18 protein-coding genes are annotated in these 24,906 nt (G+C 69.8%); 14 read left to right on the top strand and 4 right to left on the bottom strand.

All coding sequences use genetic code 11. The annotated features are described in order from the left end of the window. Positions 1-186 precede the first annotated feature (186 nt). Complete coding sequence (locus V3W47_RS09330) at positions 187-1,086, bottom strand: ParB/RepB/Spo0J family partition protein (RefSeq protein WP_331824937.1); 900 nt, start codon at positions 1,084-1,086, stop codon at positions 187-189. After that, positions 1,079-1,885, bottom strand: a complete 807-nt coding sequence (locus V3W47_RS09325; protein ID WP_331824936.1) for a ParA family protein — start codon at positions 1,883-1,885, stop codon at positions 1,079-1,081. The genes V3W47_RS09330 and V3W47_RS09325 overlap by 8 nt, the downstream gene beginning before the upstream one ends. Before the next feature lie 225 nt (positions 1,886-2,110). Between V3W47_RS09325 and V3W47_RS09320 the strand changes: the two genes are divergently transcribed. Next, the gene (locus V3W47_RS09320; protein WP_331824935.1) at positions 2,111-3,877 is read left to right on the top strand and encodes a hypothetical protein; all 1,767 of its coding nucleotides are present in this window, start codon (positions 2,111-2,113) and stop codon (positions 3,875-3,877) included. A gap of 101 nt (positions 3,878-3,978) precedes the next feature. Here V3W47_RS09320 and V3W47_RS09315 read toward each other — a convergent pair whose 3' ends face one another. Beyond that, positions 3,979-5,442, bottom strand: a complete 1,464-nt coding sequence (locus tag V3W47_RS09315) for a glycoside hydrolase family 3 N-terminal domain-containing protein (RefSeq protein ID WP_331824934.1) — start codon at positions 5,440-5,442, stop codon at positions 3,979-3,981. Positions 5,443-5,731: 289 nt separating this feature from the next. Here V3W47_RS09315 and V3W47_RS09310 point away from each other — a divergent pair, with 289 nt between their 5' ends. From V3W47_RS09310 to V3W47_RS09295, 4 genes are all read left to right on the top strand, one after another. Further along, a complete protein-coding gene (locus V3W47_RS09310) occupies positions 5,732-6,985 on the top strand; it encodes an ABC transporter substrate-binding protein (protein WP_331824933.1) in 1,254 nt (417 codons plus the stop codon). A 384-nt stretch (positions 6,986-7,369) separates the two neighbouring features. Continuing rightward, entirely contained in the window at positions 7,370-8,278 is a 909-nt protein-coding gene (locus V3W47_RS09305) for a carbohydrate ABC transporter permease (protein ID WP_331824932.1), read from the top strand. Further along, positions 8,275-9,198: a carbohydrate ABC transporter permease gene (locus V3W47_RS09300; protein ID WP_331824931.1), complete on the top strand. Its 924-nt coding sequence runs from the start codon at positions 8,275-8,277 to the stop codon at positions 9,196-9,198. Before V3W47_RS09305 ends, V3W47_RS09300 begins: the two co-directional genes overlap by 4 nt. Positions 9,199-9,215: 17 nt before the next feature. Next, complete coding sequence (locus tag V3W47_RS09295) at positions 9,216-12,359, top strand: alpha-mannosidase (RefSeq protein ID WP_331824930.1); 3,144 nt, start codon at positions 9,216-9,218, stop codon at positions 12,357-12,359. On the opposite strand, the gene V3W47_RS09290 is transcribed toward V3W47_RS09295, so the two are convergent. After that, positions 12,308-12,865 (bottom strand): MarR family winged helix-turn-helix transcriptional regulator, encoded by a 558-nt coding sequence (locus V3W47_RS09290; RefSeq protein ID WP_331824929.1) that lies wholly within the window; start codon positions 12,863-12,865, stop codon positions 12,308-12,310. The genes V3W47_RS09295 and V3W47_RS09290 overlap by 52 nt on opposite strands. 235 nt (positions 12,866-13,100) lie before the next feature. Between V3W47_RS09290 and V3W47_RS09285 the strand changes: the two genes are divergently transcribed. From V3W47_RS09285 to V3W47_RS09245, 9 genes are all read left to right on the top strand, one after another. Then, positions 13,101-14,477 (top strand): nucleobase:cation symporter-2 family protein, encoded by a 1,377-nt coding sequence (locus V3W47_RS09285; protein ID WP_331824928.1) that lies wholly within the window; start codon positions 13,101-13,103, stop codon positions 14,475-14,477. After that, positions 14,474-15,019 (top strand): 2-oxo-4-hydroxy-4-carboxy-5-ureidoimidazoline decarboxylase, encoded by a 546-nt coding sequence (gene uraD / locus V3W47_RS09280; protein ID WP_331824927.1) that lies wholly within the window; start codon positions 14,474-14,476, stop codon positions 15,017-15,019. The genes V3W47_RS09285 and uraD overlap by 4 nt, the downstream gene beginning before the upstream one ends. After that, complete coding sequence (pucL, locus tag V3W47_RS09275; protein ID WP_331824926.1) at positions 15,016-15,906, top strand: factor-independent urate hydroxylase; 891 nt, start codon at positions 15,016-15,018, stop codon at positions 15,904-15,906. Before uraD ends, pucL begins: the two co-directional genes overlap by 4 nt. Positions 15,907-16,045: 139 nt before the next feature. Further along, a complete protein-coding gene (gene uraH, locus V3W47_RS09270; RefSeq protein ID WP_331824925.1) occupies positions 16,046-16,405 on the top strand; it encodes a hydroxyisourate hydrolase in 360 nt (119 codons plus the stop codon). Positions 16,406-16,792: 387 nt separating this feature from the next. After that, on the top strand, positions 16,793-18,199 hold the full coding sequence (locus tag V3W47_RS09265) for a xanthine dehydrogenase small subunit (RefSeq protein ID WP_331824924.1): 1,407 nt from the start codon (positions 16,793-16,795) through the stop codon (positions 18,197-18,199). Further along, complete coding sequence (gene xdhB / locus V3W47_RS09260) at positions 18,196-20,583, top strand: xanthine dehydrogenase molybdopterin binding subunit (RefSeq protein WP_331824923.1); 2,388 nt, start codon at positions 18,196-18,198, stop codon at positions 20,581-20,583. Before V3W47_RS09265 ends, xdhB begins: the two co-directional genes overlap by 4 nt. 264 nt (positions 20,584-20,847) lie before the next feature. After that, entirely contained in the window at positions 20,848-21,687 is an 840-nt protein-coding gene (xdhC, locus tag V3W47_RS09255) for a xanthine dehydrogenase accessory protein XdhC (protein ID WP_331824922.1), read from the top strand. Beyond that, positions 21,684-23,009: a guanine deaminase gene (gene guaD, locus V3W47_RS09250; protein WP_331824921.1), complete on the top strand. Its 1,326-nt coding sequence runs from the start codon at positions 21,684-21,686 to the stop codon at positions 23,007-23,009. Before xdhC ends, guaD begins: the two co-directional genes overlap by 4 nt. Positions 23,010-23,437: 428 nt before the next feature. Next, complete coding sequence (locus V3W47_RS09245; RefSeq protein ID WP_331824920.1) at positions 23,438-24,838, top strand: NCS2 family permease; 1,401 nt, start codon at positions 23,438-23,440, stop codon at positions 24,836-24,838. Positions 24,839-24,906: the final 68 nt, after the last annotated feature.

Here is a 24,906-nt window from a genome sequence, read left to right as displayed (position 1 = left end):
AAGAGCAAGCGTCAGCCCTAACTCCACCGACGAGAATTGTCATCGAGGGGCTTCTCGGGCGGGTGTGGCAGGCGCTCCCCATAAAACTGGGAACGAGGTCATCCCACCACCAGAAGAAGTGCCTCTTCCCTACTCGTTCACTCCGGCGAGTCACCGCTTTCCGGCCCCCCCCGTCTGCTCTTAACGTTAAGAGCGCCGGGTCTTCCTGCTCCCGGACCCCTCCAGCAGGACCTCCAGTTCGGTGATCAGCGCCTGGGCACGCGCACGCTTCTCCTGCCCGAGGTGCGCCAGGGCACGCTCGTCGAGCAGGGCGCGGACCCGTTCGAGCTGGGTCTTCCCGGATGGCTGAGGTTTCGCCCGCGCGCCGATCTCCCGGACCGTGAGGCCGTCTTCGAGGGTCTGCCGCGTGAGGGCGGCACGCAGGTCCGCGTCCTTCACGCGGGCCAGGGCCGCCGCGCGGGTGTACTCCAGCCTTCCCTGCCGCATCAGGTCGAGCAGTTCGGGCGGGAAGCGCAGCACACCTACCTTGTTGGAGGCGAACGAGCGCCACGACCCGCGACCCAGGCGCAGGAAGATGCGGTCGAGCCGTTCCACCGTCTCCGGCTGGGGGGTGCGGCGCTGGGCGTGGAGCAGGGGCACGACCTCCCCCACGGGCACACCGAGGTCACGGGCGACGATGGTGAGGGTCGCCTCCACCTCGTCGAGGGGGTTGAGGTCCTCGCGTTGCAGGTTCTCCAGGGCGGCGAGCACGTCCGCCTCCTCGTCGGAGACCTCGCGCACGGTGGCGGGGATCTCGCTCAGTCCGGCCCGCCGGGCGGCCCGGACGCGGCGCTCACCCGCGATGAGTTCGTAACCCTCTCCTGAGACCCGCAGCAGCACGGGCTGCAAGACACCCTGCTCGCGCACGCTCTCGGCAAGGGCGGCGAGGGACGCCTCGTCGAAGTGGCGTCTCGGCTGCCGGGAACGCACGGTGATGCGGTCCAGGGGCACGCTCGTCACGCCCGCCGGGGCGGAGGTCGTCTGCTCCACCGCCCCGAGGAGCGAGCCGAAGGCGTCGGCCCGGTTGCGCCGCGTCGGCTTAGGCATGGCCCACCCCCAGCGCGGCGAGGAGCTGGTTCGTGACGGTCAGAATCTCGCCCGTCGCCGGACTGCGGCTGGAGTAGAGGGGCAGCGGCTCGCCGTGAAGCTGGGAGTCGGGGTACAGGGCGGGGCGGTAGGTCAGGGGCGTGCTGATCGGCGCGAGGTGCCCGAAGCCCGCGCGAAGCTGGGCGAGGCTCTCGCGGCTGTGGTTGGTGGTGTCGTTGTACTGGGTGACGAGGATGAGGGCGAGGGTCAGGTCGGGATTGGCCTGCCGGAAGCGCCCGAGCATCTGCACGGCGGTCTTCAGCCCCTTGAGACCCTTGCCGCTCGCGGGCACCGGGACGACCACCTGTTGCGCGGCGATCACCGACAGGGCGCTGAGCTGGCCGAGGCTGGGCGGCGGGTCGATGAGCACGAAGTCGTAGCGGTCCGCCAGGGGACGCAGGGCCTCCTTGAGGCGCATCACGCCCATCAGTTGCCCCGGCAGCAGCGGCTCGATGGTGGCAACGTCGAGGTGGCCGGGGATGAGGTCGAGGCCGTGGGCACGCACGGGATCGGGCAGGGCGAGGTTCGCGCCGTCGTCCGCGAGGATGGCCGGATAGAGGGTGTCGTCGAGGGTGATCTCGCGCGGTCCGTCCCCCCGGTCCACGCTCCGCACGCCCAGCCAGTCGGTGAGGTTGGCCTGGGGGTCGGCGTCCACGAGGAGGACACGGTGGCCGAGGTGGGCGAGCGTGAAGCCCACGTCGCGCACGCTGCTGGTCTTGCCCACACCGCCCGCGTGGTTGAAGAACGTGATGACCTTCATAGGTGCGGCCATGCTACCGCGTGGGCCGGGAGCCGCCGTCCCGCCCGCCGTCCTGCCTTCCCCGGACTCGGGACCGCGCCAGTTCCTCAGTGAGAAAAGCCGTTGGCTGAGCTTTTCCAACAGGTCCAACAGGCTACGAGGGCCTTCCTCGCTGGTTCAGGTCTCATTTGTGCCGCCGCGTCTGCCCTATAACGGCTCCCAACGCTCGGACGCGGAGGTTTCGCTATGTACTGGAAGGAGAACTGGAAGGAGGTCATCGGGCTGTGTGTGGTCGCCGCCCTGACGACCATCCTGATCCTGCTGCTCGGTCAACGTCTGTCGTGGTGGACGATCACACCCACGGGCAGCCTGCCGCCCACCTCCACCTCTGCCGCCGCGCCCTCGCCGGAGGCGTCCATCCCCGAGGCACCCCTGACGGCGGTCCTGCCCGAGGACGAGCCGGTCGCCGCGCCCCCGATCTCCGCCCAGGTCACGCTCACGCCGGAGGAGGAACAGGCCGCCGACGCGTCCACCACGCCGCCCGTCACCCCGCGAGCGACGGCGGACTCCGGGAACGCAGCCCCGGACGACGCCTCCGCCGCCGCGTCGGCCAGGCCCTCCCCAAATCTCGTGATCACCCGTGAGCGGACCGGGGACGCCCCGGCGAAGGCGGAGGCGGCGGCCCGCCCGCCCACACGCCCAACCACGACGGCGACGAAGCCGGTCACGAGGCCGGAGGCGAACACGGCGACCGCGCGGGAGACGACCCAGGCGAGGACCACCCCACCGGCGGCCCGAGCTGGGGGCGCGACGGTGACGGCGGCGAACCCCTCCACTCCTCGGCAGGCCGCCACATCGGCCAGCACCGCCGGTCAGACGGCGCGGGTACCGACCACCACCAACTCCCAGGCTGCCCCGACCGCTGGAGTGAGGCCGGAGCGCACGCCGAGTCAGACCAGCGCGGCGAGCCGGACGACCTCCCGCCCCGAGCCGACGCCCGCGCAACTGGCAGGACCGGAAGCGCTGCCGACTCAGGCGACGGCACGGGCCAACACGTCGACGAGGACGCAGACGACTCCCCGGACTTCCCCGCAGCCCAGCACCCGGACGACGCCCGCCCGCACCACCCCGGCGGCCAGCGCACGACCGACAGCCCGGACCACGACCACTCCAACGGCGAGCACGCGCCCGGCGACTCCCCAGACCTCTTCGGCGGCTACGGTCCGTCAAACGACGCCCCGGACCTCCCCGGCGGCGAGCACCCGCCCGACGACCACGCAGGCTCCTCCGGCGGCCAGGACCAGCACGCGTGCCGCGCCCTCCCAGCCCACGCAGGCAGCGACCGCCCGCCCAACGCCCCAGGCCCCGGCGGTGGCGAACGCGCGTCCGGCCACTCCCCGGCCCTCCCCGGCGGCCAGCGCACGCACGGCCTCCCCGGCCCCGGCGAGACCCAGCGGCACCTCCGCGCCCCAGGCGTCCGCCGCCGCTCCTGCCCGGCCCACCAGCGCCACCACGCCGCAGCCGCCCGTCGCCGTCCCGGTGCCCGAACGGCCCGCACAGGCGTCTCCCGTCGCGGAAGCTGGCCCGGAGGCCCCCACGGGAGCGATAACGTCCACGGACGTAGCTCCGCCCGTCACCGAGGCCGCTGGGGAGGGGACGGCAACTGCCTCCGCCACGCCCTCGCCGTGGACGCGGGGGCGGGAGCTGACCGCCCTGCTCTACCAGGGGCGCTTCGGGGAGCTGTGGGAGGCGTTCCTGCCCTCGGCCCAGGCCCAGTGGGGTGACCTGACGGCCTTCGAGGCGGACCGTTCCACCCAGGCGCGGTCCTTCGGCGGCGAGACGAGCCTCCTGCACGAGGCGGTCGTCGAGCACGACGGCCTGACCTCGTACCTGCGGACCGTGACGTTCGAGGGCGAGCCGGGCCGGGAGTGGACGGTCGTGTTCCAGCTCGACGACGGCGGCAACGTGGCCCAGTTCGACATCGTGACGGAGGGGTCGCCGAACCGGCAGTAGTCGCCAGATGGTTGGACTTCCTGCAAGCGTCGCGGAAGGCAGAAGGCAGAAGGCTGGGGGAACGCGCCCTCAGCCCTCTGCCTTCGCCCGTTCTCGGCCCATCATCCCCCCGCCAGGAACGCCGCCGCCGCCCGCAGGTTGACCTCCCGGAACCCGTGGGTGGCGAGCGTCGGGAGGGGAGCGCCGAGGTCGTGAACCGTCCAGAGCGCCAGGTGAACGGCGGTCCGACCGTGCAACCCCTGGGCGAGACGGGGTTGCCACGTCGGGGGTGCCCAGCGGTCCAGGGTGGCGAGGACGACGGGCGCGTCCGGGAAAGCGTGGAGGAGGGAGAGGTCCGGCTTCTCCGTCTCCCTTCCATAGAGAGCCACTTGCAGATGCGGGAAACGGGCGCGCAGAGCCGCCGCCAGCGCCTCACCGCTGGGGGGGTCGCCGTAGGGGCCGCCGACGGGCGCGGTGCGTGGGACGTAGAGCAGGGCCGGTTCGTCCGGGTGGAGACGGGGCACCGTCCCCGCACACGTCAGGGCGGCGCGCGCCCACCCCTCGACGCTCGCCTCGTCTGCCCCCCGCTGAGCCGCCGCGTACGGTCGGGGCATGCCCGGAAACCGTCTGGCCGCCGCCTCCAGCCGGGTGAGGGCCTCCGCCACCCGCGCCTCGGCCAGCGTTCCGTCTCCCAGGGCGGCCTCCAGCGCCCGCGCGTGCTCGGCATGAGTTTCCAGGTCGCCGTGGCCGCAGCTCAGCACCGCGTCCGCCCCGGCGGCGAGGGCAAGGGGGGCCGCCGTTCCGTGCGGGTAGCGGTCGGCAATGGCGTGCATGTCGGTCGCGTCCGTGACCACTACGCCGCCGTAGCCCCAGCGTTCACGCAGCAGCCCCGTGAGCAGGGCGGGGGAGAGGGTCGCGGGCCGCTCCGGGTCGAGGGCCGGATAGACGATGTGGGCGGTCATCACGCTGCCGACCCCCGCCGCCAGCGCCGCTCGGAAGGGGGGCCACTCGGTCGCCTCCAGCGCGGTGAGCGGCTTGTCCACCACGGGCAGGGTGAGGTGGCTGTCCTGATGGGTGTCGCCGTGGCCGGGAAAGTGCTTCACGGCGCTCATCACGCCCCCCGCCTCCAGCCCGAGCGCCCAGGCGGTGCCCAGCCGCGCCACCAGCGCCGGGTCCGAGCCGAAGGCCCGCTCCCCGATCACCGGATTCTGTGGATTCACGTTCACGTCGAGGCTGGGCGCGAAGTTCCAGTTCACCCCGAGGTCGATCAACCCGCGCGCCGCGACCGCGCCCGCCTCCCGCGCGACGGCCTCGCTCCCGATGACCCCCAGCGCCAGGGGAGAGGGCGGCATCGGCACGTCCAGCCGCCGCAGCACGGCCCCACCCTCCTGATCGGTGGCGATCCAGGCGTCTTCGCCCAGCACGTCCCGCAGGTCACGGATCAGCCGCGCCGTCTGCTCCGGCGTGCGGATGTTGCGCGCGAAGAGGCACACGCCGCCGAAACCGTGTTCACGCAGGAAGTTGCCCTGCGCCGGGGTGAGGTCCGGGCCGGGCACATCGACGATCAGGGTGCGGGCGGCGTTCATGGGTGGTGTGGAGTGCAGCCTCACAGGAAGAGGCAGGTGCTGTCAAGTCTCCAGCATGAGAGGGAAAACAGCCCTCCGGCACCTGTTGACAACGCTTTCAAACCGTGCATACCATGAAGTGTTCGTAAAATCACAAGGCAGGTTGTTGTGATGGGTGCCCGGACCGTCCTCCGGCAGCGCATCAGGAACCTTCTTGCACAGGGGTGCCGCTCCAACGAGTCGCGGGGTGGTGGCTCCCGCCCGCTTCCCACGGTTCCGCCCCAACCCCGCCCTTCAGGGAGGCCCGACCATGAAACACGCCCTGCGGACCCTCACCCTCGCGCTCGTCGCCAGCACGCTCGGCTCGGCCAGCGCGCAGCAGCGGGTGGAACTCGACTTCTGGACGTTCTACCTCAGCCCCAAGTTCGACGACTACATCAAGGGCGTGATCGCCGACTTCGAGCGGCAGAACCCAACCATCAAGGTCAACTACATCGATAAGCAGGGCACGCTGGAGCAGGAGTTCATCACCTCAGTGTCGCTGGGCAGCGTGCCCGACGTGGTGAACCTGTGGGTGGAGTCCACCCAGAAGGCGGCGGACAGCGGCCTGCTCACCGACATGGGCGCGGCGGTCGGGCCGGGCCTGAGAAACCTGTACTACCCCAACTCGCTGAGCAACTTCACCATCGGCGGCAAGGTGTACGGCCTGCCGTGGTACGCCTCCTTCAACGCGGGCGTGATGGCCTACAACAATGACCTGATCAAGAAGGCGGGTGTGACGGCGCTTCCGAAGACGACCGCGCAGATGGCCGCCTTCGCTCGGCAGGTCAAGACCCGGACCGGGGCCTACGGCTGGGCACCCGCCATCAAGGACCCCCAGGGCGGCACCTTCCTCGGCGTCTTCGTGGGCGAGGGGCTGCCCATCCTGCGGGGCACCCAGGCCGCCTTCAACACCCCGGCGCACGCGCGGCTGCTCCAGACCTACATCGACCTGTACAGGGCGGACGTGATTCCCCAGGACCTCTTGCGGAAGGAGGCCTTCCAGCTCAGCCAGGAGCTGTACACCCAGGGCAAGCTCGCCACGATCATCGGCGGGCCGCAGGCGCTCAACCGCATCAAGGACAACAACAAGGCGATCTACGCCGCCTCGCAGGTGACGATGGCACCCATCGGGGCCGGGAAGACGGAGGCCGGGGGCGGCATGTCGCTCGTCGTGCCGAAGGCGTCCTCGCACCCGAAGGAGGCGCTGCTCTTCGCCCGCTTCATGACCAACCGCGCCAATCAGGTCGCCTTCGCCAAGATCGTGCCCGTCGTGCCCACGGCGGCGGGGTCCGACCGCGACCCGTACTTCACGCAGATTCGCTCCAGCAAGGACCCCATCGAGCGGGCCACCGGCATGATCGCCGCGAACGGGGCCAACCTCAAGACCGCCGTCCCGCCCCTGAAGAATCCCACCGACATGTTCAAGGCGTTCGACGACAACATCGAGGCCGCCTTCCTGGGCCGCAAGACGGCGCAGCAGGCCCTCGCCGACGCCGCGACCGCCTGGAACAACATGAAGTGAGATGGGGGAGGGGAGAGGTGCGTGGACGCCTCTTCCCTTGACTTCGGAAACTCGGCGCGAGGACGCGTTGATCGGGCTTGTGGGACGGGGGAGTTGACGGGCTGGTTTTTTGAGAGGCCGGGCCTGTTCACCCCCTCCCGGCCTCCCCCCTCAAGGGGGAGGGGCTAGAAAGCCCAGGCTGTAGCTCTCTTGCTCCCTCCCTCCTTGTGGGAGAGAGTCGAGGAGGGGGGTGACGGGCACCGCTTGTCCCTGCTCCCGGACGAGAAAAACACCTTCTCGCCCGCCTTCTGACTCACAGGAGGGGTTCAAGCAGGAGCGAGGAGCAGCCCCACGCCCCCCCACATCTCTTTTCCATCCCAGGCCCTCCCCCGGAAGGAGGCCCACATGCTCAAGACCCTGCGCGGCGCGCTCAGTTCGTACCTGTTTCTGCTGCCCGCCCTGCTGCTGCTCGTGGTGTTCACGTTGTATCCGGTGCTGTACGGGGCCTACCTGGGCTTCACCGAGTACACCGCCGCCAACTTCGCCACCCGCAGCCCGCCGACCTGGGTGGGACTGGACAACTTCCGCACGCTGGCGGGGGACGAACTCTTCCGCATCAGCGTCCTGAACAGCCTCAAATACCTGCTCGTCGTTCCGGCGCTCCAGATCGCGTCGCTGGCGGTGGCGGTGCTGGTCAACCGGCAGTTGCCGGGCATCGCATTTTTCCGGGCGGCGTACTACGTGCCCGTCATCACGTCCATCTCGCTCGCCGCCGTGATGTGGGACTGGATTTACAACAAGGACGGGGTGCTCAACTGGCTGCTCAAGGGGCTGCGCCTCATGAACCCCGACAGCAACCTGAGCTGGCTGCTCGACCCGAACACGGCCTTCTGGGCGATCATGCTCGTGACGTTCTGGCGCGGCTTCGGCTACTACATGGTGCTGTACATGGCTGGGTTGCAGAACATCCCCGAGGAGCTGGAGGAGGCCGCGCGGCTGGACGGGGCCTCGCCGTGGCAGACCTTCTGGCGCATCACCGTGCCCCTGATGCAGCCCACCATCCTGCTGTGTACCCTCCTGAGTGTCCTGTCGGCGATCCGGGTGCTGGAGGAGGTGCTGGTGTTCACGAACGGGACGGGCGGGCCGCTGAACTCCACCTACACGGCGCTGCTGTACGTCTACAAGAAGTCGTTCGGGGGGCTGGACTTCAACTACGGGCTGGCGAGCGCCGCCGGGCTGGTCGTGGCCGCCATCGCGCTGGTGCTCTCGGTGATCAACTTCCGGCTCTTCCGTGAGGGGAGCGTGCGGGCATGACGCGGGTGGTGCGGGCCGCCCCGCCCGTCGCCCGGACCGTGACGCGGCGGCGCGTTCGTCACCCGCTCCGGCAGGTGCTGACGTACCTCGTGCTGTTCACCATCTTCCTCTTCGCGGCGTTTCCGCTGATCTGGACGTTCGTGATCAGCGTGACGGACAGCAACGCCGTCACCACCGGACGCACCGTGTACGACTTCCCGGCGAGCCTCTTTCCACAGCGGGTCACGCTGGCGAACTTCGTGAACGTGGTGCAGACGTACCCGGCGGTGGGCCGCGCATTTCTCAATTCGCTCCTCATCAGCGGGCTGAGCGTGGTCCTGACGGTCATCGTCTCGGCGCTGGCCGCCTACCCGCTCGCCCGGCACGACTTCCGGGGCAAGGCCGTGGTGTTCGCCGTCATCCTGGGAACGATGGTGCTGCCCACCGAGACGAGCTTCCTCGTCAACATGCTCACGCTGGCGAAGCTCAAGGCGTGGCCGGTGATCGGTCCCCTCATCGGGATAGGCTCGTACCTCGGTGTGGTGCTGCCCACCGTGAGCACGGCGTTCGGCATCTTCCTGATGCGGCAGGCGTTCCTGGCGATTCCGCAGAGTCTGCTGGAGGCCGCGCGCATCGACGGGGCGGGCGAGGCGCTGATCTTCCGGCGCGTCATGCTGCCGCTGGCGATTCCCAGTATCGCGGCCCTGTCCATCTTCACGCTGGTCAACACCTGGAACTCCTATTTCTGGCCGTCCATCGCGCTGACGGGCGCGCAGAACAAGCTTCCGCTGGCCGTGGAGATGCTCAAGCTCAAGGGGGCCTTCAACGACAACATCTTCAACACGGCGGCGGGGGCCGTCATCATGATGGTGCCCATCCTGGCGCTGTTCCTCTTCGCCCAACGGTTCTTCATGCGCGGGCTGGAGGGGGCCACCAAGTAGTCCGCTAGTGTTGGGGCGTGATCTCCGTCGAGCAGGACCTGACACGCCTCGCCGGGCGGCTGGACGAACTGTCGGCGTGGCGCAACATTTCGGAGGAGACGCTGCCCGCCGGGAGTTTTACGGACGCGGACGGGGCGACCTCTCCCGTCGCGGAGGGGCAGCCGTGGCCCAGCGTCCGCTTTCCCGTGCGGATGCGCTTCGAGGTGCCCGTGCCGGAGGGGGGGCCAGTCATCCTCGACCTCCAGCCGGGCGGGGAGGCGCTGGTGCGGGTGGACGGCACGGCGGTCTACGCGCTCAACCCGTACCACCGCGAGGTGACGTTGCCCGCCGGAGCGGCCCGCACGCTCACGCTCGATCTGGAGGTCACGCCGCGCGGCCTGCACGGTTCCTACATCGCCGCGCCCATGACCGGACGCCTGCGCCTCGTGCAGCCGGACGCGGAGGTGCGGGAATTGCTCGCCGACCTGGGGGCAGCCCACGACGCCGCCGTTCACCTGCTGAAGAGGGGGCGGGAAACCCTGGCCGCCCGCCTCGCCGACCTGCTGCACGAGACGGTCAAGCGGGTGCGGCTGCCACGTGACGAGACGGAGGGGTATCTCGCCCGCGTCGTGCAGGCATCGGGGCACGGGGCGCAACTCGGGACTATCTGGGAGGGGTGGACGTTCACGGGGCCGCCCGCCACTCTGGGACCCGAACACCGGGAGAGCCTGGGAGAGGCGCGGCACTTTCTCGCCGCAGGACTCGCCAAGCTCCGCTCTGACTTCCCGCCCGAGGGTGCCCTCAGCCTGACCGGGCACGCCCACATCGACCTCGCGTGGCTGTGGCCGCTGCACGAGACGCGGCGCAAGGCCCTGCGCTCGTTCTCCACGGTGCTGGACCTGATGGACCGCTTCCCGAGCTTTCACTTCAGCCAGAGCACGGCCCAGCTCTACGCCTGGGTGCAGGAGGACGACCCGGCCCTCTTCGAGCGCATCCGCGAGCGCGTGACGGAGGGCCGCTGGGAGATCGTGGGCGGGACATGGGTGGAACCGGACGGGCAACTGCTCTCCGGCGAGAGCTGGGCGCGGCAACTGCTCCACGGGCAGCGGTACTTCGAGCGCACCTTCGGGCGGCGGGCGACGGTCGCGTGGTTGCCGGACACCTTTGGCTTTGCGGGAAATCTGCCGCAAGTCTTGGCGGACGGCGGCCTGCCCTTCTTCTTCACCACCAAGCTCAACTGGAACGAGACGAACCGCTTTCCCCACGACCTCTACCGCTGGGAGGGGTTGGACGGGACACGGGTGCTGGCCCACTCCTTCCTCAACCCCAGCCCCGGCGAGGGGTACAACGGAAGCGTCGTCGCCCACGACCTGCTGAGCACGTGGGCGAACTTCCGGGGGGCGCGGCGGCACGGCGAGAGCCTGTTCACCTTCGGCTGGGGGGACGGCGGGGGCGGCCCGACGCCCGAGATGCTGGAGCGGTACGAGCGGGTGCGCGACTTTCCCGGCCTACCGCGCCTGAACCAGCGTCCCTCCGGGGAGTTCTTCGCCGACCTGCGGAACGCCGACCCCACACTCCCGGTCTGGACGGGCGAGCACTACTTGGAGCTTCACCGGGGCATCTTCACCACGCAGGCGGCCATTAAACAGCTCCACCGCCGTCTGGAACACACACTTGTGGAGGCTGAGGCCGCCGCGACGCTGGCCCACCGACACCTGAACCGCGCTTACCCTCAAACCGAACTGACCGGGTGCTGGACCGTCCTCCTTCGCAACCAGTTCCACGACATCCTGCCCGGCTCCAGCATCCGGGAGGTGAACGTGACGGCAGAGGCGGAACTGTCGGCGGCATTGGAACGGGCGGAGGAGGTGTGTCGGGCGGCGCTGGACGCGCTCTCAGCGGCTCTAGAACGGCCAGAAGGGACCGAACACGTCGTCATCTGGAATCTCACCGCCGCCGACAGACCATTGCTCGCCGTCGTCCATCTGCCCGAAGCCGGGGCATACCGGGCCTTCAATGCCGACGGCGAGGAGTTGTCGTGCAGCGGGAAAGGGGAGACTCTGTACCTCCACGACCCCTTCCTGATGCGCGGTCTCTCGCACGAGGTCATCACGCTCAGGCGGCGGGAAGAGGCCGCCCAGCCCTCAACAGATGGCCTCATTCTGGAGAACGCCCACCTGCGCGCGGAGGTCGGGCCGGACGGCAGCCTCGTTTCCCTCATTCATAAAGCGAGTGGGCGGGAGGCGGTGCGGGGTCGGGCGAATATCCTCTGGCAGCATGTGGACGTTCCCCGCGCGTGGGACGCCTGGGAGATCGATGCGAGCGCATCCGACGAGGGCGAGGAACTGACCGTCACCGAACCCCCCCGCGCCGAGCGGCAGGGCGAGGTGGGCCGCGTCCACGTGCGGCGGGAGGGTCCGGGCGTGGTGGCCGAGCAGACCTACGAGCTGTGGCCGAACGACCGGGCGCTGCGCGTTCACACGACGCTGCGGGTGACGGCACGGCGGACACTGCTGCGGGCCGCCTTTCCCCTCGCCGTGCGGGCACCGTGGTCGAGCGCCGAGACGACCTTCGGCACGGTGACGCGCCCGACCCACCGCAACACGAGCTGGCAGACCGCCGCCTTCGAGGTGGCCGCCCACCGCTTCCTCGACCTCAGCGAGGGGAGCTTCGGCGTGAGCCTCCTGAACGACGGCAAGTACGGGCACGGGGCGGGCGTGGACGAGCTGAGCCTCACGTTGCTGCGGACGCCGATCTATCCCGACCCCTACGCGGACCAGGGCAAGCATTCGTTTACCTACGCGCTCTACCCACACGCGGGCGACTGGCGGCAGGGGACGCGAAGGGAGGCGCATAGCCTGAATGCCCCTCTACGAACGGTGCGCCCCTCGTCCGACTCAGAAACTCCAGCCCGCCTCCCCGCCCGACACACCTACCTGCGGCTGCCGGAGGGGGTGTGGCTCAGCGCCCTCAAGCACGCCGAGGAGGGGAGTGGCTACGTGCTGCGGGTCTACGAGGCGAACGGCGACCAAACCCACCTGACGGTCGAGAGCGCGGACTTCCGGGTGAGCGGCGAACTCAATCTGCTGGAGGACGCCCTGCCCGGCGACCCCCTCGCGCCCCTCGCGCCCTACCGGGTGCGGACGCTGGCGCTGGCGGCGTCCTCCTCCGGCGAGGGCTGACCCGAGGCCTCCAAGCCCGTCAGCAGGCGGCGGGCGAGGCGTTCGAGGGTGCGGGTCTCCGCCGGGTCCAGGGCCGACAGGATGCGCTCCGCGTTAGCGAGGTGTTCGGGCAACAACCGCTCAACGAGCGACCGCCCCTCCGGCGTCAGGCGTACCCGCACGGAGCGGCGGTCGGACTCGCTGACCCGCCGCTCAACGAGGCCACGCGACAGCAGCCGATCCACCCGGTTCGTCATGGAGGGGCCGGTGATGGCGGCGAGGCCGCTCAACTCCGTCGGCGTCAGGCCCTCCGGCGGGGCCGAGCGGTACAGGGTGAGGAGCAGGTCCCATCCGGCGGGGTTGAGGCCCGTCTCCGCGTAGGTGCGCTCGATCTGCCGCGTCAGCGCCGCGTGCAGGCGGTCCAGCAGCAGCACGGTAAGCATCGGCCCTGGATCGACCTCCGGGCGGGTCTGCGTCCAGTCCTGATGGATACGTTCGAGGAGGTCGGGGGTCTGGGCAGGAGACATAGATTGCGCTTGGGAGCAGACAGAGCGTAGCACGCGCTTCTCTGTGTCACATGGCGGAGTTGATTTCACAGAGCAAAAATCAACTTCACTGCTTGACAGATCGTTCCCTGACCTTTACCATCACTTCACACCATAGATAGACATCTAAGTAGTTGGCCTGCCGGTGGTCCCCAATCAGCTGTCTCTCCGGGCGTATGCTCCACCCACGTCCACCCCCACCCATAGGGAGGTTCGTATGACGCGAGCAGCACCGGTTCCGTCCGTCCACCCCGTCGACGAGGTGCCACCCACCGGGCGCATGGTCGCCTTCGGGCTGCAACACGTCCTGAGCATGTACGCGGGCATCATCGCCGTGCCGCTCGTGCTGGCGAGCGCCATCAACCTTCCGCCCGATCAGGTGGTGAGGATCGTCAACGCGAGCTTCTTCATGTGCGGGGTCGCCACCCTGATCCAGACCCTCGGGTTTCCCGGCTTCGGGGCCAAGCTGCCCATCGTGCAGGGAACGACCTTCGCGGCGCTGGCGAGCATGATCCTGATCGGGCGGGACTATGGCCTGCCGGGCATCTACGGGGCGGTGATCGTGGCGGGCCTGTTCACGGTGCTGCTCGCGCCGTACTTCTCGCGGCTGCTGCGCTTCTTTCCGCCCGTGGTCGCGGGAACGGTCATCACCCTCATCGGCATCTCGCTGATGCCCGTGGCGATCCGCTGGGCGGGAGGGGGCAACCCCGCCGCCGAGACCTTCGGTGCCCCGGCGAATCTGGGGCTGGCCGCGCTGACCATGCTGTTCGTGCTGCTCGTGACCCGCTTCGCGCGGGGGTTCTGGAGCCGGGTCGCCGTGCTGCTGGGCCTCGTGTTCGGGACGGTGGTCGCGGCGATCTTCGGGCAGGCGTCCTTCGGCACGGTGGGCACCGCCGCCCTCGTGGGCTTCACGCCGCCCTTCTTCTTCGGCTTTCCCACCTTCGCGCTCATTCCCATCCTGTCCATGATCCTGGTGATGCTCGTGGTGATGGTGGAGACGACCGCCGACCTGCTCGCCATCGGGGAGATCGTGGAGAAGCCCGTCAGCGCCGACGACGTGACGGCGGGCCTGCGGGCCGACGGCCTGTCCACCGCGCTCGGCGGCATCTTCAACGTCTTTCCCTTCACGGCCTTCGCGCAGAACGTCGGTCTGGTGCGCTTCACGGGCATCAAGAGCCGCTTCGTGGTGGCGGCGGCGGGCGTGATCCTGATGCTGCTGGGCTTCTTTCCCAAGCTGGGGGCGCTCGTGGCGTCCATTCCCCTGCCGGTGCTGGGCGGGGCCGGGCTGGTGCTCTTCGGGACGGTGGCGGCGGCGGGCATCCAGACGCTCGCCCGCGTGAACATGGCCGACACCCGCAACCTGACCATCGTGGCGGTGAGCATCGCGCTCGGCGTGATTCCCTCCACCGTGCCCACCCTGTACGAGAAGCTGCCGGACTGGGCGGGCCTCTTCCTGGAGAGCGGCATCACCGCCGGGGCCATCGCCGCCATCCTGCTCAACATCCTCTTCCACATCGTCGGGAGTGACCGCGCACAGCTCTCCTCCACCGCCGACACCGCCGCCCACGCCCCCGAAGTCGGTGATCTCCATTGACCCGCACGCTCAGCCTGACCCTGGACGACGCCAACGCCCTCCCCCTGACTGAGTTCGTGCGGACCTTCGGCGGCGTGCTGGAACACAGCCCGCGCTACGCGGAGCGGGTGGGGGAGGGGAGACCCTACCGGAGCGTGGAGGAGCTGGCCGCCGCCTTCACCGGGGCCGTGCAGGAGGACTCCGCAGGGGAGCAACTCGCCCTCATCCGCGCCCACCCCGACCTCGCGGGCAAGGCGGCGCTGGCGGGGGAGGTCACGCCCGAGTCGGCGAACGAGCAGGCGTCGGCGGGGCTGGACCGCCTCACCCCCGAGGAGTACGCCGAGTTTCACCGGGTCAATGCGGCCTACCACGAGAAGTTCGACATGCCCTACATCGTCTGCGTGCGGGAGAACACGAAGGAGAGCATCCTCGCGGGTGCCGCCGCACGCCTCACGCACACCCCCGAACAGGAGCGGGCCACCGCCCTGCGGGAAATCGGCAGAATCGCCCGGCTCCGGGTACTCGATCTGGTCCGGCAGGACGAGGGAGGAGAGAACGCATGACGCAGACACAGAACACTCAGACCCAGGACGCCCCCACACAGGTCAGGGTCCGCCTCGGCGAGAACAACTACGGCAAGGCCGAGGTCAACCTCTTCAAGGTCTTCCGCGACACGCCGCGCCACCGCGTCCGGGAGCTTCGGGTGCGCGTCGCCATGACGGGCGACTTCGACGCCGCGCACGTGGACGGCGACAACACCGATCTCGTCGCCACGGACACGGTACGCAACACGATCTACGGGCTGGCGAAGGAGGGCTTCGCGGGCAGCCCGGAGGAGTTCGGGAAGGAACTCGTCGCCCACTTCGTGAAGACTGGGCCGAAGGTGACGGGAGCCTTCGCGGAGTTCACCGAACACCTCTGGGACCGCGTGCAGGTGGGCGGCGAGGGCCACGACCACGCCTTCGTCCGGCTGATGCCGAAGCGCACCGCCCGCGTGGAGGGCGACGGCCAGAGCTTCAAGGTCACGTCGGGCATCGAGGAGCTGTACGTCCTCAAGACGACCCAGAGCGGCTGGGCCGGCTACCTCCTGAACGAACGCTTCACCACCCTCCCGGAGACGCATGACCGCGTGATGGCGACCTTCGTCACGGCCAAGTGGGAGTACAACCCCGGCGACGTGGACTACGACGACGTGTGGACTCGGGCCTACACCCAGATTCAGGAGACGTTCACCGACCACTACTCGCCGAGCCTCCAGAACACGCTCTACCTGCTGGGTCAGGCCGTGCTGACGCGCTGCCCGGAGATTTCGCGAATCTGGTTCCAGATGCCCAACAAGCATCACCTGAAGTACAACCTCGAACGCTTCGGGCTGGAGAACAACAACGAAATCTTCCACGTGGACCCCGAACCCTACGGCCTGATGGAGGGCTGGGTGGAGCGGGCCTGATGGCGCGGATTCCGCTCCGTTCCGTCCCTTCCGGGGGGGCACCGGAAGGTTCTGCACTCCACGGAACCCGCGCTTTCTCCTTCTCCCTCCGGTCGGGAAACGTTCGCCAGGGGACGCGAACGTTTCCGGAGCGGGCCTGATGGCGGGACACGCGGGCCTCACCACCCACGTCCTCGACACGGCGCGGGGCCGTCCCGCCGCCGGGGTGCGGGTGGAACTGTTCGCGGTGGAGGGCGGGGAACGCCGCCGGGTCGCGGGGGCCGTGACGAACGCGGACGGGCGGACCGACGCCCCCCTGATCGAACGCGGTAGCCTGACGCCCGGCACCTTCGAGCTGACCTTCCACGTTGCCCCCTACTTCGAGGGCTTCGAGGCCGCACCCGCCGTCCCCTTCCTCGACCTCGTGACCCTGCGCTTCACCGTGAGCGACGCCTCGGGGCACTACCACGTCCCGCTGGTGATGACGCCATGGTCGTACAGCACTTACCGGGGGAGCTGAGGGGGATGTGCCGGGGTCTGCTGTCCACGTTTCCCCCCTCCCCGGCCCTCCCCAACAAGGAGGGAGGGAGAAACAGAGCCAAAGCTTGAGCTTTCGCTTCTTAGCTCCTCCCCCTTGAGGGGGGAGGCCGGGAGGGGGTGAAGTGGGCCTGGCAACCCTGAAAACCAACTCGTCAACTCCCTCTCCATCCTCCCCGCTGTCTACCCCCACCCTTGTTCCCCTCCGCGCGTCGGAGTACCCTTCACCCACAACCTGACCACTGTTCTGCATGGATAACCAGCGGTCCGCCTCGTGCGTCAACCATGCGCCTGACCCCCACGGGTCGGCGTGTGGCAGGCATGAGTCGGCTCGCCTTTTTGGTTTTCCCCCTCCACGAAAGGAGCGACGATGGACAGCATCACCCTTACCGTGAACGGCGTGCCGCGCGAGGCGCGGGGCGTGCGTCCCCACACCACCCTGCTCAATTGGCTGCGCGATCAGGGCCTCACCGGAAGCAAGGAGGGCTGCGCGGAGGGCGAGTGCGGGGCCTGCGCGGTCCTCGTCGCCCGCCCGAGCGAGGACGGCGGCACCCGGCTGGAATCGGTCAACGCCTGCCTCGTCATGCTGGGTGCCCTGGAGGGGCAGGAGGTCGTGACCGCCGAGGGGCTGGGGCGGCCCGGCGCGCTGCACCCCGTTCAGCGCGAACTCGCCGTGCGAGGCGGCTCGCAGTGCGGGTACTGCACGCCCGGCTTCGTGGTGAGCATGGCCGCCGAGTATTACCGCCCGGAACGGCCCGCCGCCGACTTCGACATCCACGCCCTGAGCGGGAACCTCTGCCGCTGCACGGGCTACCGCCCCATCGAGGACGCGGCGCGGGCGCTGGGTGGTCCGGCACAGGAAGATACCTTCGCGCGGCGCTGTGAGCAGGCTGCTCCCACTCCACAGCTCACGACCCTGCGAACCCCGGACGGCGACTTTCACCGTCCCACCGCACTTGCCGACGCCTTCGACCTGCTCGCGGCGCACCCGGACGCCCGGCTTCTCGCGGGCGGCACCGACTGGGCGGTGGAGGTCAACCTGCGCCACGCCCGCGCCGGGGTAACGGTGGCGGTAGACGGGCTGCCGGAATTGCGGACCTTCGCGTGGGCGGACGATCACCTGGAAATCGGCGCGGCCCTGAGCCTCTCGGAGATCGAGCGGCGGCTCGCGGGCCGGGTGCCTCTCCTCGCCGAGTGGCTGCCGCACTTCGCCTCGCGCCTGATCCGCAACAGCGCCACGCTGGGCGGCAACCTCGGCACGGCCAGCCCCATCGGAGACAGCCCGCCCGTGCTGCTCGCCCTCGACGCGCGGGTGGTCCTCGCCTCGCGGGCGGGGGAGCGGGAGGTGCCCCTCGCCGACTACTTCACGGGCTACCGCCGCACCGTCCGGCGTGGGGACGAACTCATCCGCGCCGTGCGGATTCCGCTGCCGCTCGCGCCCGTCACCGCCTTCCACAAGATCGCCAAGCGCCGCTTCGACGACATCTCCAGCGTGGCGGTCGGCCTTGCGCTGAGGTTGGACGGCGACCGGGTGAAGACCATTCGCATCGGACTGGGGGGGGTGGCGGCGACGCCCATTCGGGCTTACGCGACCGAGGAGGCCCTGACCGGCAAGGTCTGGAACGAGCGCACCGTACGCGAGGCCGCCCGCGTGCTGCGCGGCGAGGGTACACCGCTGGACGACCACCGCGCGTCGGCGGCGTACCGGGCGGCGATGCTGGAACAGTCCCTGCTCAAGTTCTACTTCGAGAAGACGGGCGAGGAGGTGGGCGTATGACGAGCCTGCATGAACGGCCCCCGGTGGGCGCGGTGGGCGAGGCCATCCCGCACGAGAGCGCCGAACTGCATGTCACCGGGCACGCGCTGTACACGGACGACCTCGGCGTGCGGCTCCAGAACCTCCTCCACGCCTGGCCCCTTCAGGCCCCGCACGCCCACGCGCGGGTCACGCGGCTGAACGTCGCCCCCGCCCTGAGCGTGCCCGGCGTGGTGCGGGTCCTCACCGCCGAGGACGTGCCGGGCGTGAACGACGCGGGCGTGAAGCACGACGAGCCGCTGTTTCCCTCCGAGGTCATGTTCCACGGCCACGCGGTCTGCTGGGTGCTGGGCGAGAGCGCCGACGCCGCGCGGCTGGGGGCCGAGGCCATCGAGATCGAGTACGAACCGCTGCCCGCCCTCCTCACGCTCACGGAGGCCATCGCCGCCGGGTCGTTCCAGGGCAACCAGCCCACCCTGCGCCGGGGCGACGCCGAGTACGGGTTGAGTCAGGCCACCCACGTCTTCGAGGGCGAGTTCGAGTTCGGCGGGCAGGAGCATTTCTATCTGGAGACGAACGCCTCGCTCGCCACGGTGGATGAGAACGGACAGGTCTTCGTCCAGAGCAGCACCCAGCACCCCACCGAGACGCAGGAGATCGTGGCGCACGTCCTCGGTCTCACGAGCAGCGAGGTGACGGTTCAGTGTCTGCGGATGGGCGGCGGCTTCGGCGGCAAGGAGATGCAGCCCCACGGCTTCGCGGCGGTGGCGGCGCTGGGCGCGGTACTGACGGGCCGCCCGGTCCGGCTGCGCCTCAACCGCACGCAGGACCTCACCATGACGGGCAAGCGTCACCCCTTTCACGCGAGCTGGCGGGTCGGCTTCGACGCGGACGGCCACCTCCTCGCCCTCCAGGCCACCCTCACCTCGGACGGCGGGTGGAGCCTCGACCTCTCCGAGCCGGTGCTGGCCCGCGCCCTGTGCCACATCGACAACGCCTATTTCATTCCGCACGTAGAGGTTCACGGTCGCATCGCCAGGACCAATAAGACCTCCCAGACGGCCTTCCGGGGCTTCGGTGGACCGCAAGGGATGCTCGTGATCGAGGACATCCTGGGCCGCTGCGCCCCGCTCCTCGGGCTGGAGGCCCACGAGCTGCGCCGCCGCAACTTCTATCAGCCCGGCGAGGCCACCCCCTACGGGCAACCCGTCCGGCATGCCGAGCGGCTGGCGGACCTGTGGGAGACGCTGCTCGCCCGCTCGGACTTCGCGGCGCGGGCGGAGGAGGTGCGAGCTTTCAACGCGGCGCACCCGCACGTCAAGCGTGGCCTCGCCGTCACGCCCGTCAAGTTCGGCATCTCCTTCAACTTCACGGCGTACAACCAGGCGGGGGCGCTCGTCCACGTCTACAAGGACGGCTCGGTCCTCATCAACCACGGCGGCACCGAGATGGGGCAGGGCCTCCACACGAAGATGATGCAGGTCGCGGCCACCGCCCTCGGCGTGCCCCTCTCCTGCGTGCGGCTCGCACCCACCCGCACGGACAAGGTACCGAACACGAGCGCAACGGCGGCGAGCAGCGGCGCGGATCTCAACGGCGGGGCCATCAAGGACGCCTGCGAGCAGATCAAGGCGCGGCTGGCGGCGGTGGCGGCGGGGTCGCTGGGCACCGTGGCGGCGAAGGTGGGGGCGCTGGGCGTCCACCCGAACGACGTGCGCTTCGAGCGGGGGCGGGTCTTTCCGGTCGGGCACCCCGAACTTGGGATGGACTTCCGGCAGGTCGTCCACGACGCCTACCACCTGCGGACGCAGCTCTGGGCGGCGGGCTTCTACCGCACGCCGGGCCTCCACTGGGACCGCACCACGATGCAGGGCGAGCCGTTCAAATACTTCTCCTACGGCGCGTCGGTGAGCGAGGTGGAGGTGGACGGCTTCACCGGGGCCTCCCGCCTGCGCCGGGTGGACATCCTGCACGACGTGGGCGACAGCCTCTCACCCCTAATCGACATCGGGCAGGTGGAGGGCGGCTTCGTGCAGGGCGCGGGTTGGCTCACGCTGGAGGACCTGCGCTGGGACACATCCGACGGGCCGCACCGGGGCCGCCTCGCCACCCAGTCGGCGAGCACCTACAAGCTCCCCTCCTTCTCGGAGGTGCCCGAAGTGTTCAACGTCGCCCTCCTGGAGCGGGCCACCGAGAGCGGCGTGGTGTACGGCTCCAAGGCGGTGGGCGAGCCGCCCCTGATGCTGGCGATCAGCGTCCGCGAGGCGCTCCGGCAGGCGGCGGCGGCCTTCGGGCCGGGCGGTCGGGAACCCCTCCTCGCCAGCCCCGCCACCCCGGAGGCCGTGTTCTGGGCGCTGGACACGGCGCGGCAGGCGAGCGCACGGGCGGAAGTGGCGGCAGACTGATGAAAGATTGGACGAACACTTCGTCTTTCGGGGGGCCAGGCTCGTTCACCCCCTCCCGGCCTCCCCCCTCAAGGGGGAGGAGCAAAAAGCAAGCTGAGAGGCTGGTTCAGAAGTCAGACGTTGCAGCTAACTTTGACCAACGACTCGGGCTTTTCGCTCCTCCCCCCTTGTGGGGGAGGTTGGGAGGGGGGTGGCAAGCGAAGCTTGCCCTCTTACTAGCCAGCCAGCCAAACCCTTCCCAATCCCCAGTGGCGGCTCCCTGACATGGCCCCCAATTGGCTGACCGCTGTTCAAACTCTCGCTGAGCGGGGCGAGCCGGGCGTCCTCGTCACCGTCGCGGCGGTGCGCGGCCATGCCCCGCGTGAGGCGGGGGCGAAGATGGTCGTCGGGACGGCGGAGACGTGGGACAGCGTGGGCGGCGGCAACCTGGAGGCGACCGCCGTAGAGCGTGCCCGCGCCCTGCTCGCCTGCGGGGCCTCAGCCCCCGAACTGCTCACCCTGCGCCTGACCGACCGCGCCCCGAACGAGTACGGGCGGCAGTGCTGCGGCGGCGAGGTGACGCTCCTCCTCGAACCGCTCGCCACCGTGCGCCCACACCTCGCCATCTTCGGGGTCGGGCACGTCGGCCTCGCGCTGGCGCACATCCTGAACACGTTGCCCGTCCACCTGCACCTGATCGACTCGCGGGCGGCACAACTCGCACCGGAGCGGCTGGCCGGGCTTGAGGGCGGCGCGGCGCGGCGGCACGTCCACCACACGCCTATCCCCGAACTCGCGCTCGCCGACCTGCCCGCCGGATCGCACCTCGTCGTCATGACGCACGACCACGCGGAGGACGCCGCCCTGTGTGACGCCGCATTGCGCCGCCCCGACCTCGGCTTCGTCGGGCTGATCGGCTCGAAGGTCAAGTGGGCGCGGTTCCGCGAGCAATTGGCGGCGGTCGGACACTCCCCGGACGCTCTGACGCGCATCACCACCCCCATCGGCCTGCCCGGCATTCGCGGCAAGAGTCCCGCCGTCATCGCCCTGAGTGTGGCCGCGCAGCTTCAGCAGGTCATGGAGGCCGAACCCGCCCCCTCTCCCATCCCCCAGAGGACCCCATGAGGCTCTACCGCGCCACCCTGATGCACACGCCCGAGAACGCCTTCACCGCACAGGATGCCCTGCACGCGCTGGACGACGGCGGCCTGCTGGTGGGGGAGGAGGGGACGATCCTCGCCTGCGGCCCCTTCGCCGAGGTGCGGGCGGCCCACCCCCGCGCCGAGGTCGTGGACCTGCGCGGCGGGGTGCTGCTGCCGGGCTTCGTGGACACCCACGTCCACTACCCGCAGGTGCGGGTCATCGGCGGGCTGGGGATGCACCTGCTGGAGTGGCTGGACCGCAACGCCCTGCCCGAGGAGGCGCGCATGGCCGACCGCGCCCACGCCCGCGCCGTGGCCCACGAGTTCCTGTCCGCCCTCGCCGCGAACGGTACGACGACCGCGCTCGTGTTCGGAAGTCACTACGCCTCCGCGATGGAGGAGTTCTTCTCGTGGGCACAGGACACCGGCCTGCGGATCGTCGCCGGGCAGGTCGTCTCCGACCGTCTCCTGCGCCCCGAACTCCACACCACGCCGGAGCGGGCCTACGCCGAGGGCCGCACCCTCATCGAACGCTGGCACGGGGTCGGACGCCTCCTGTACGCCGTCACGCCGCGCTTCTCGCTCTCCGCGAGCGAGGCGATGCTCGACGCCTGCGGGACGTTGACCCGTGAGTTCCCCACCGTGCGCTTCACTTCCCACATCAACGAGAGTCCGCGCGAGATCGGGACCGTGCGCGACCTGTTCCCCGCTGCCCGCGACTATCTCGACACCTATGAGCGGGCGGGCCTCGTCACCCGCCGGGGCGTCCTCGCACACAACGTTCACCCCTCCGACCGCGAACTCGGCGTGATGGCCGAACACCGCTGCTCGGTCGCCCACTGCCCGTGCAGCAACTCGGCGCTGGGCAGCGGCCTGTTCCCGCTGCGGCGGCACCTGCGGGCGGGCGTCCACGTCTCGCTGGGCACCGACGTGGGCGGGGGCACGGGCTTTTCCATGCTCAAGGAGGGCTTGCAGGCGTACTTCATGCAGCAACTGTTGGGGGAGGTGGGCGAACCGCTCAGCCCCGCCCACCTCCTGTATCTGGCGACCCGCGCGGGCGCTGAGGCGTTGGGGCTGGAGGAGACGACCGGGGACTTCTCCGTGGGCAAGGCGTTCGACGCCGTGTACCTCCGTCCGCCGCAGGACAGCACCCTCGACACCGTGCTGCGCCACTCGGACGGGCCGGGCCGCACCCTGGCCGCCCTGTTCACGCTGGGCACGCAATCGGACGTGGACCGCGTGTGGGTGGGCGGTGACGAGGTGTACGCCCGGTCCGCCGCGCCGGAGGTGGGGGTGAGGGCGTGAGGGGGAGCGGTCAGCCGTCAGCGGTCTGCGAAAGAACTGGGGAGGTAGAGGACAGGGTTTCTTCTGAGCCAGGCCCGCTCACCCCCACCCGGCCTCTCCCATCAAGACGCTTGATGTGAATCGCAGATCGGGCAGTAGAGGTGTTTTTGCCGTCTGGCAGAAGGACGAGCGTTGCTCGTCACCCCTCTCCCCAGCCCTCTCCCGCAAGGGGAGAGGGAGCAAAAAAGAGAACTCGTGATCTTCTCGTAGTCATTCGTCTGAACGCCAAGAACCCATTCTGAGCGCGTGAAGTCGCCCAACGTTCATAGCAAGACGAGCAGCGTGGTCTTTCAGCTCCTCCCCCCCTGCGGGGGAGGCCGGGTGGGGGGTGGCCAGCCCCGCTTGCCCTTCAAACGCCCCCCGAGCCGTCACCCTCAAGGAGTCCTCCCATGTCCGACGCTTCCACGACGCGCACCGTTCCCAGTTCTGGTCTCGACCGCTTCTTCGGGCTGAGCGCACATGGCTCGACCGTCTCGCGTGAGGTCCGGGCGGGCCTCACGACGTTTCTCACGATGAGCTACATCCTCTTCGTGAATCCGCAGGTTTTGAGCGCGGCGATCAACGTCCCCAACGCCTTCGTGCAGCTCCTGATGACGACGGCCATCGCGGCGGCCTTCGGGTCGTTCGTGATGGGGCTGATCGCCAAGTATCCCTTCGCGCAGGCACCGGGCATGGGCCTGAACGCCTTTTTCGCCTTCACGGTGGTACAGGGGCTGGGCGTGCCGTGGCAGACGGCGCTGGGGGCGGTGTTCGTCAGCGGCGTTCTGTTCGTGGTCCTGAGCGTGATCGGGGCGCGGCAGGCCATCGTCCAGGCCATCCCGACCGCGTTGAAGTTCGCCATCACGGGCGGCATCGGCGCGTTCCTCGCCTTCCTGGGGCTGCGGAGCGCCGGACTCGTCGTGAGCAACGAGGCGACGCTGCTGGGGCTGGGGTCGCTCAGAAGTCCGACCGTGTGGTTGTCACTCGTCGGCCTGCTCATCACCGCCGTTCTGATGACCCGGCGGGTGACGGGCGCGATCCTGTGGGGCATCCTGACGACGACGGCGCTCGCCATCGTGACGGGGGCCGCCGTGTACGCGGGCGGGTCGGAGGGGGCCTTGCGCGCCTTCCCCGGCTTCGGCGGTGCCTTCCTGGGCATCTTCGGAGCGCCCGTGTGGCCCGCGTCGCTCGTGGGCCAGATGGACCTCGCCGGGGCGCTGGGGCTGGGGCTGCTGAGCGTGGTGTTCACGTTCTTCTTCGTGGACTTCTTCGACGCGACGGGCACGCTGACGGGCCTCTCGCAGCGGGCGGGCTTCCTCGACGCGAACGGCAACATGCCGCGCGCCCGCCGCCTCTTCGCGATGGACGGGCTGGCGGCCATGTTCGGCGCGTTCATGGGCACCTCCACGACGACCGCCTACGTGGAGTCGGCCTCGGGCATCGGCGAGGGCGGGCGCACGGGCCTGACCGCCGTGACGGTGGGGGTGCTGTTCCTCCTCGCCATGTTCCTGTGGCCGCTCGCCGCCGCCATTCCGGGGGCCGCCACCGCCCCGGCCCTGATTCTGGTGGGGGCGCTCATGATGGAGGGCGTCAAGCACGTGGACTGGGACGACATCAGCGAGGGCCTGCCCGCCTTCCTGACCGTCATCGCCATGCCGCTGACCTTCTCCATCGCCAACGGCGTGAGCCTCGGCGTCATCTCCTACTGCGCGATCAAGCTCCTGAGTGGGCAGGGCCGCAAGGTCAGCCCCATCCTGTACGGGGTGGCGGCGCTGCTGCTCGTCCGCTACATCTGGCTCGTGGGGGAGTAGAAAGATGTAGACTCCGGGAAAGTTCAGCCCTCACAACCCCTGGTCCTGACAGCGTGTCGGGGCCAGTT

Source organism: Deinococcus sp. YIM 134068 (assembly GCF_036543075.1).
GTDB classification, from domain to species: Bacteria; Deinococcota; Deinococci; order Deinococcales; family Deinococcaceae; genus Deinococcus; species Deinococcus lichenicola.
This window is presented reverse-complemented; position numbering and strand designations above follow the sequence as displayed.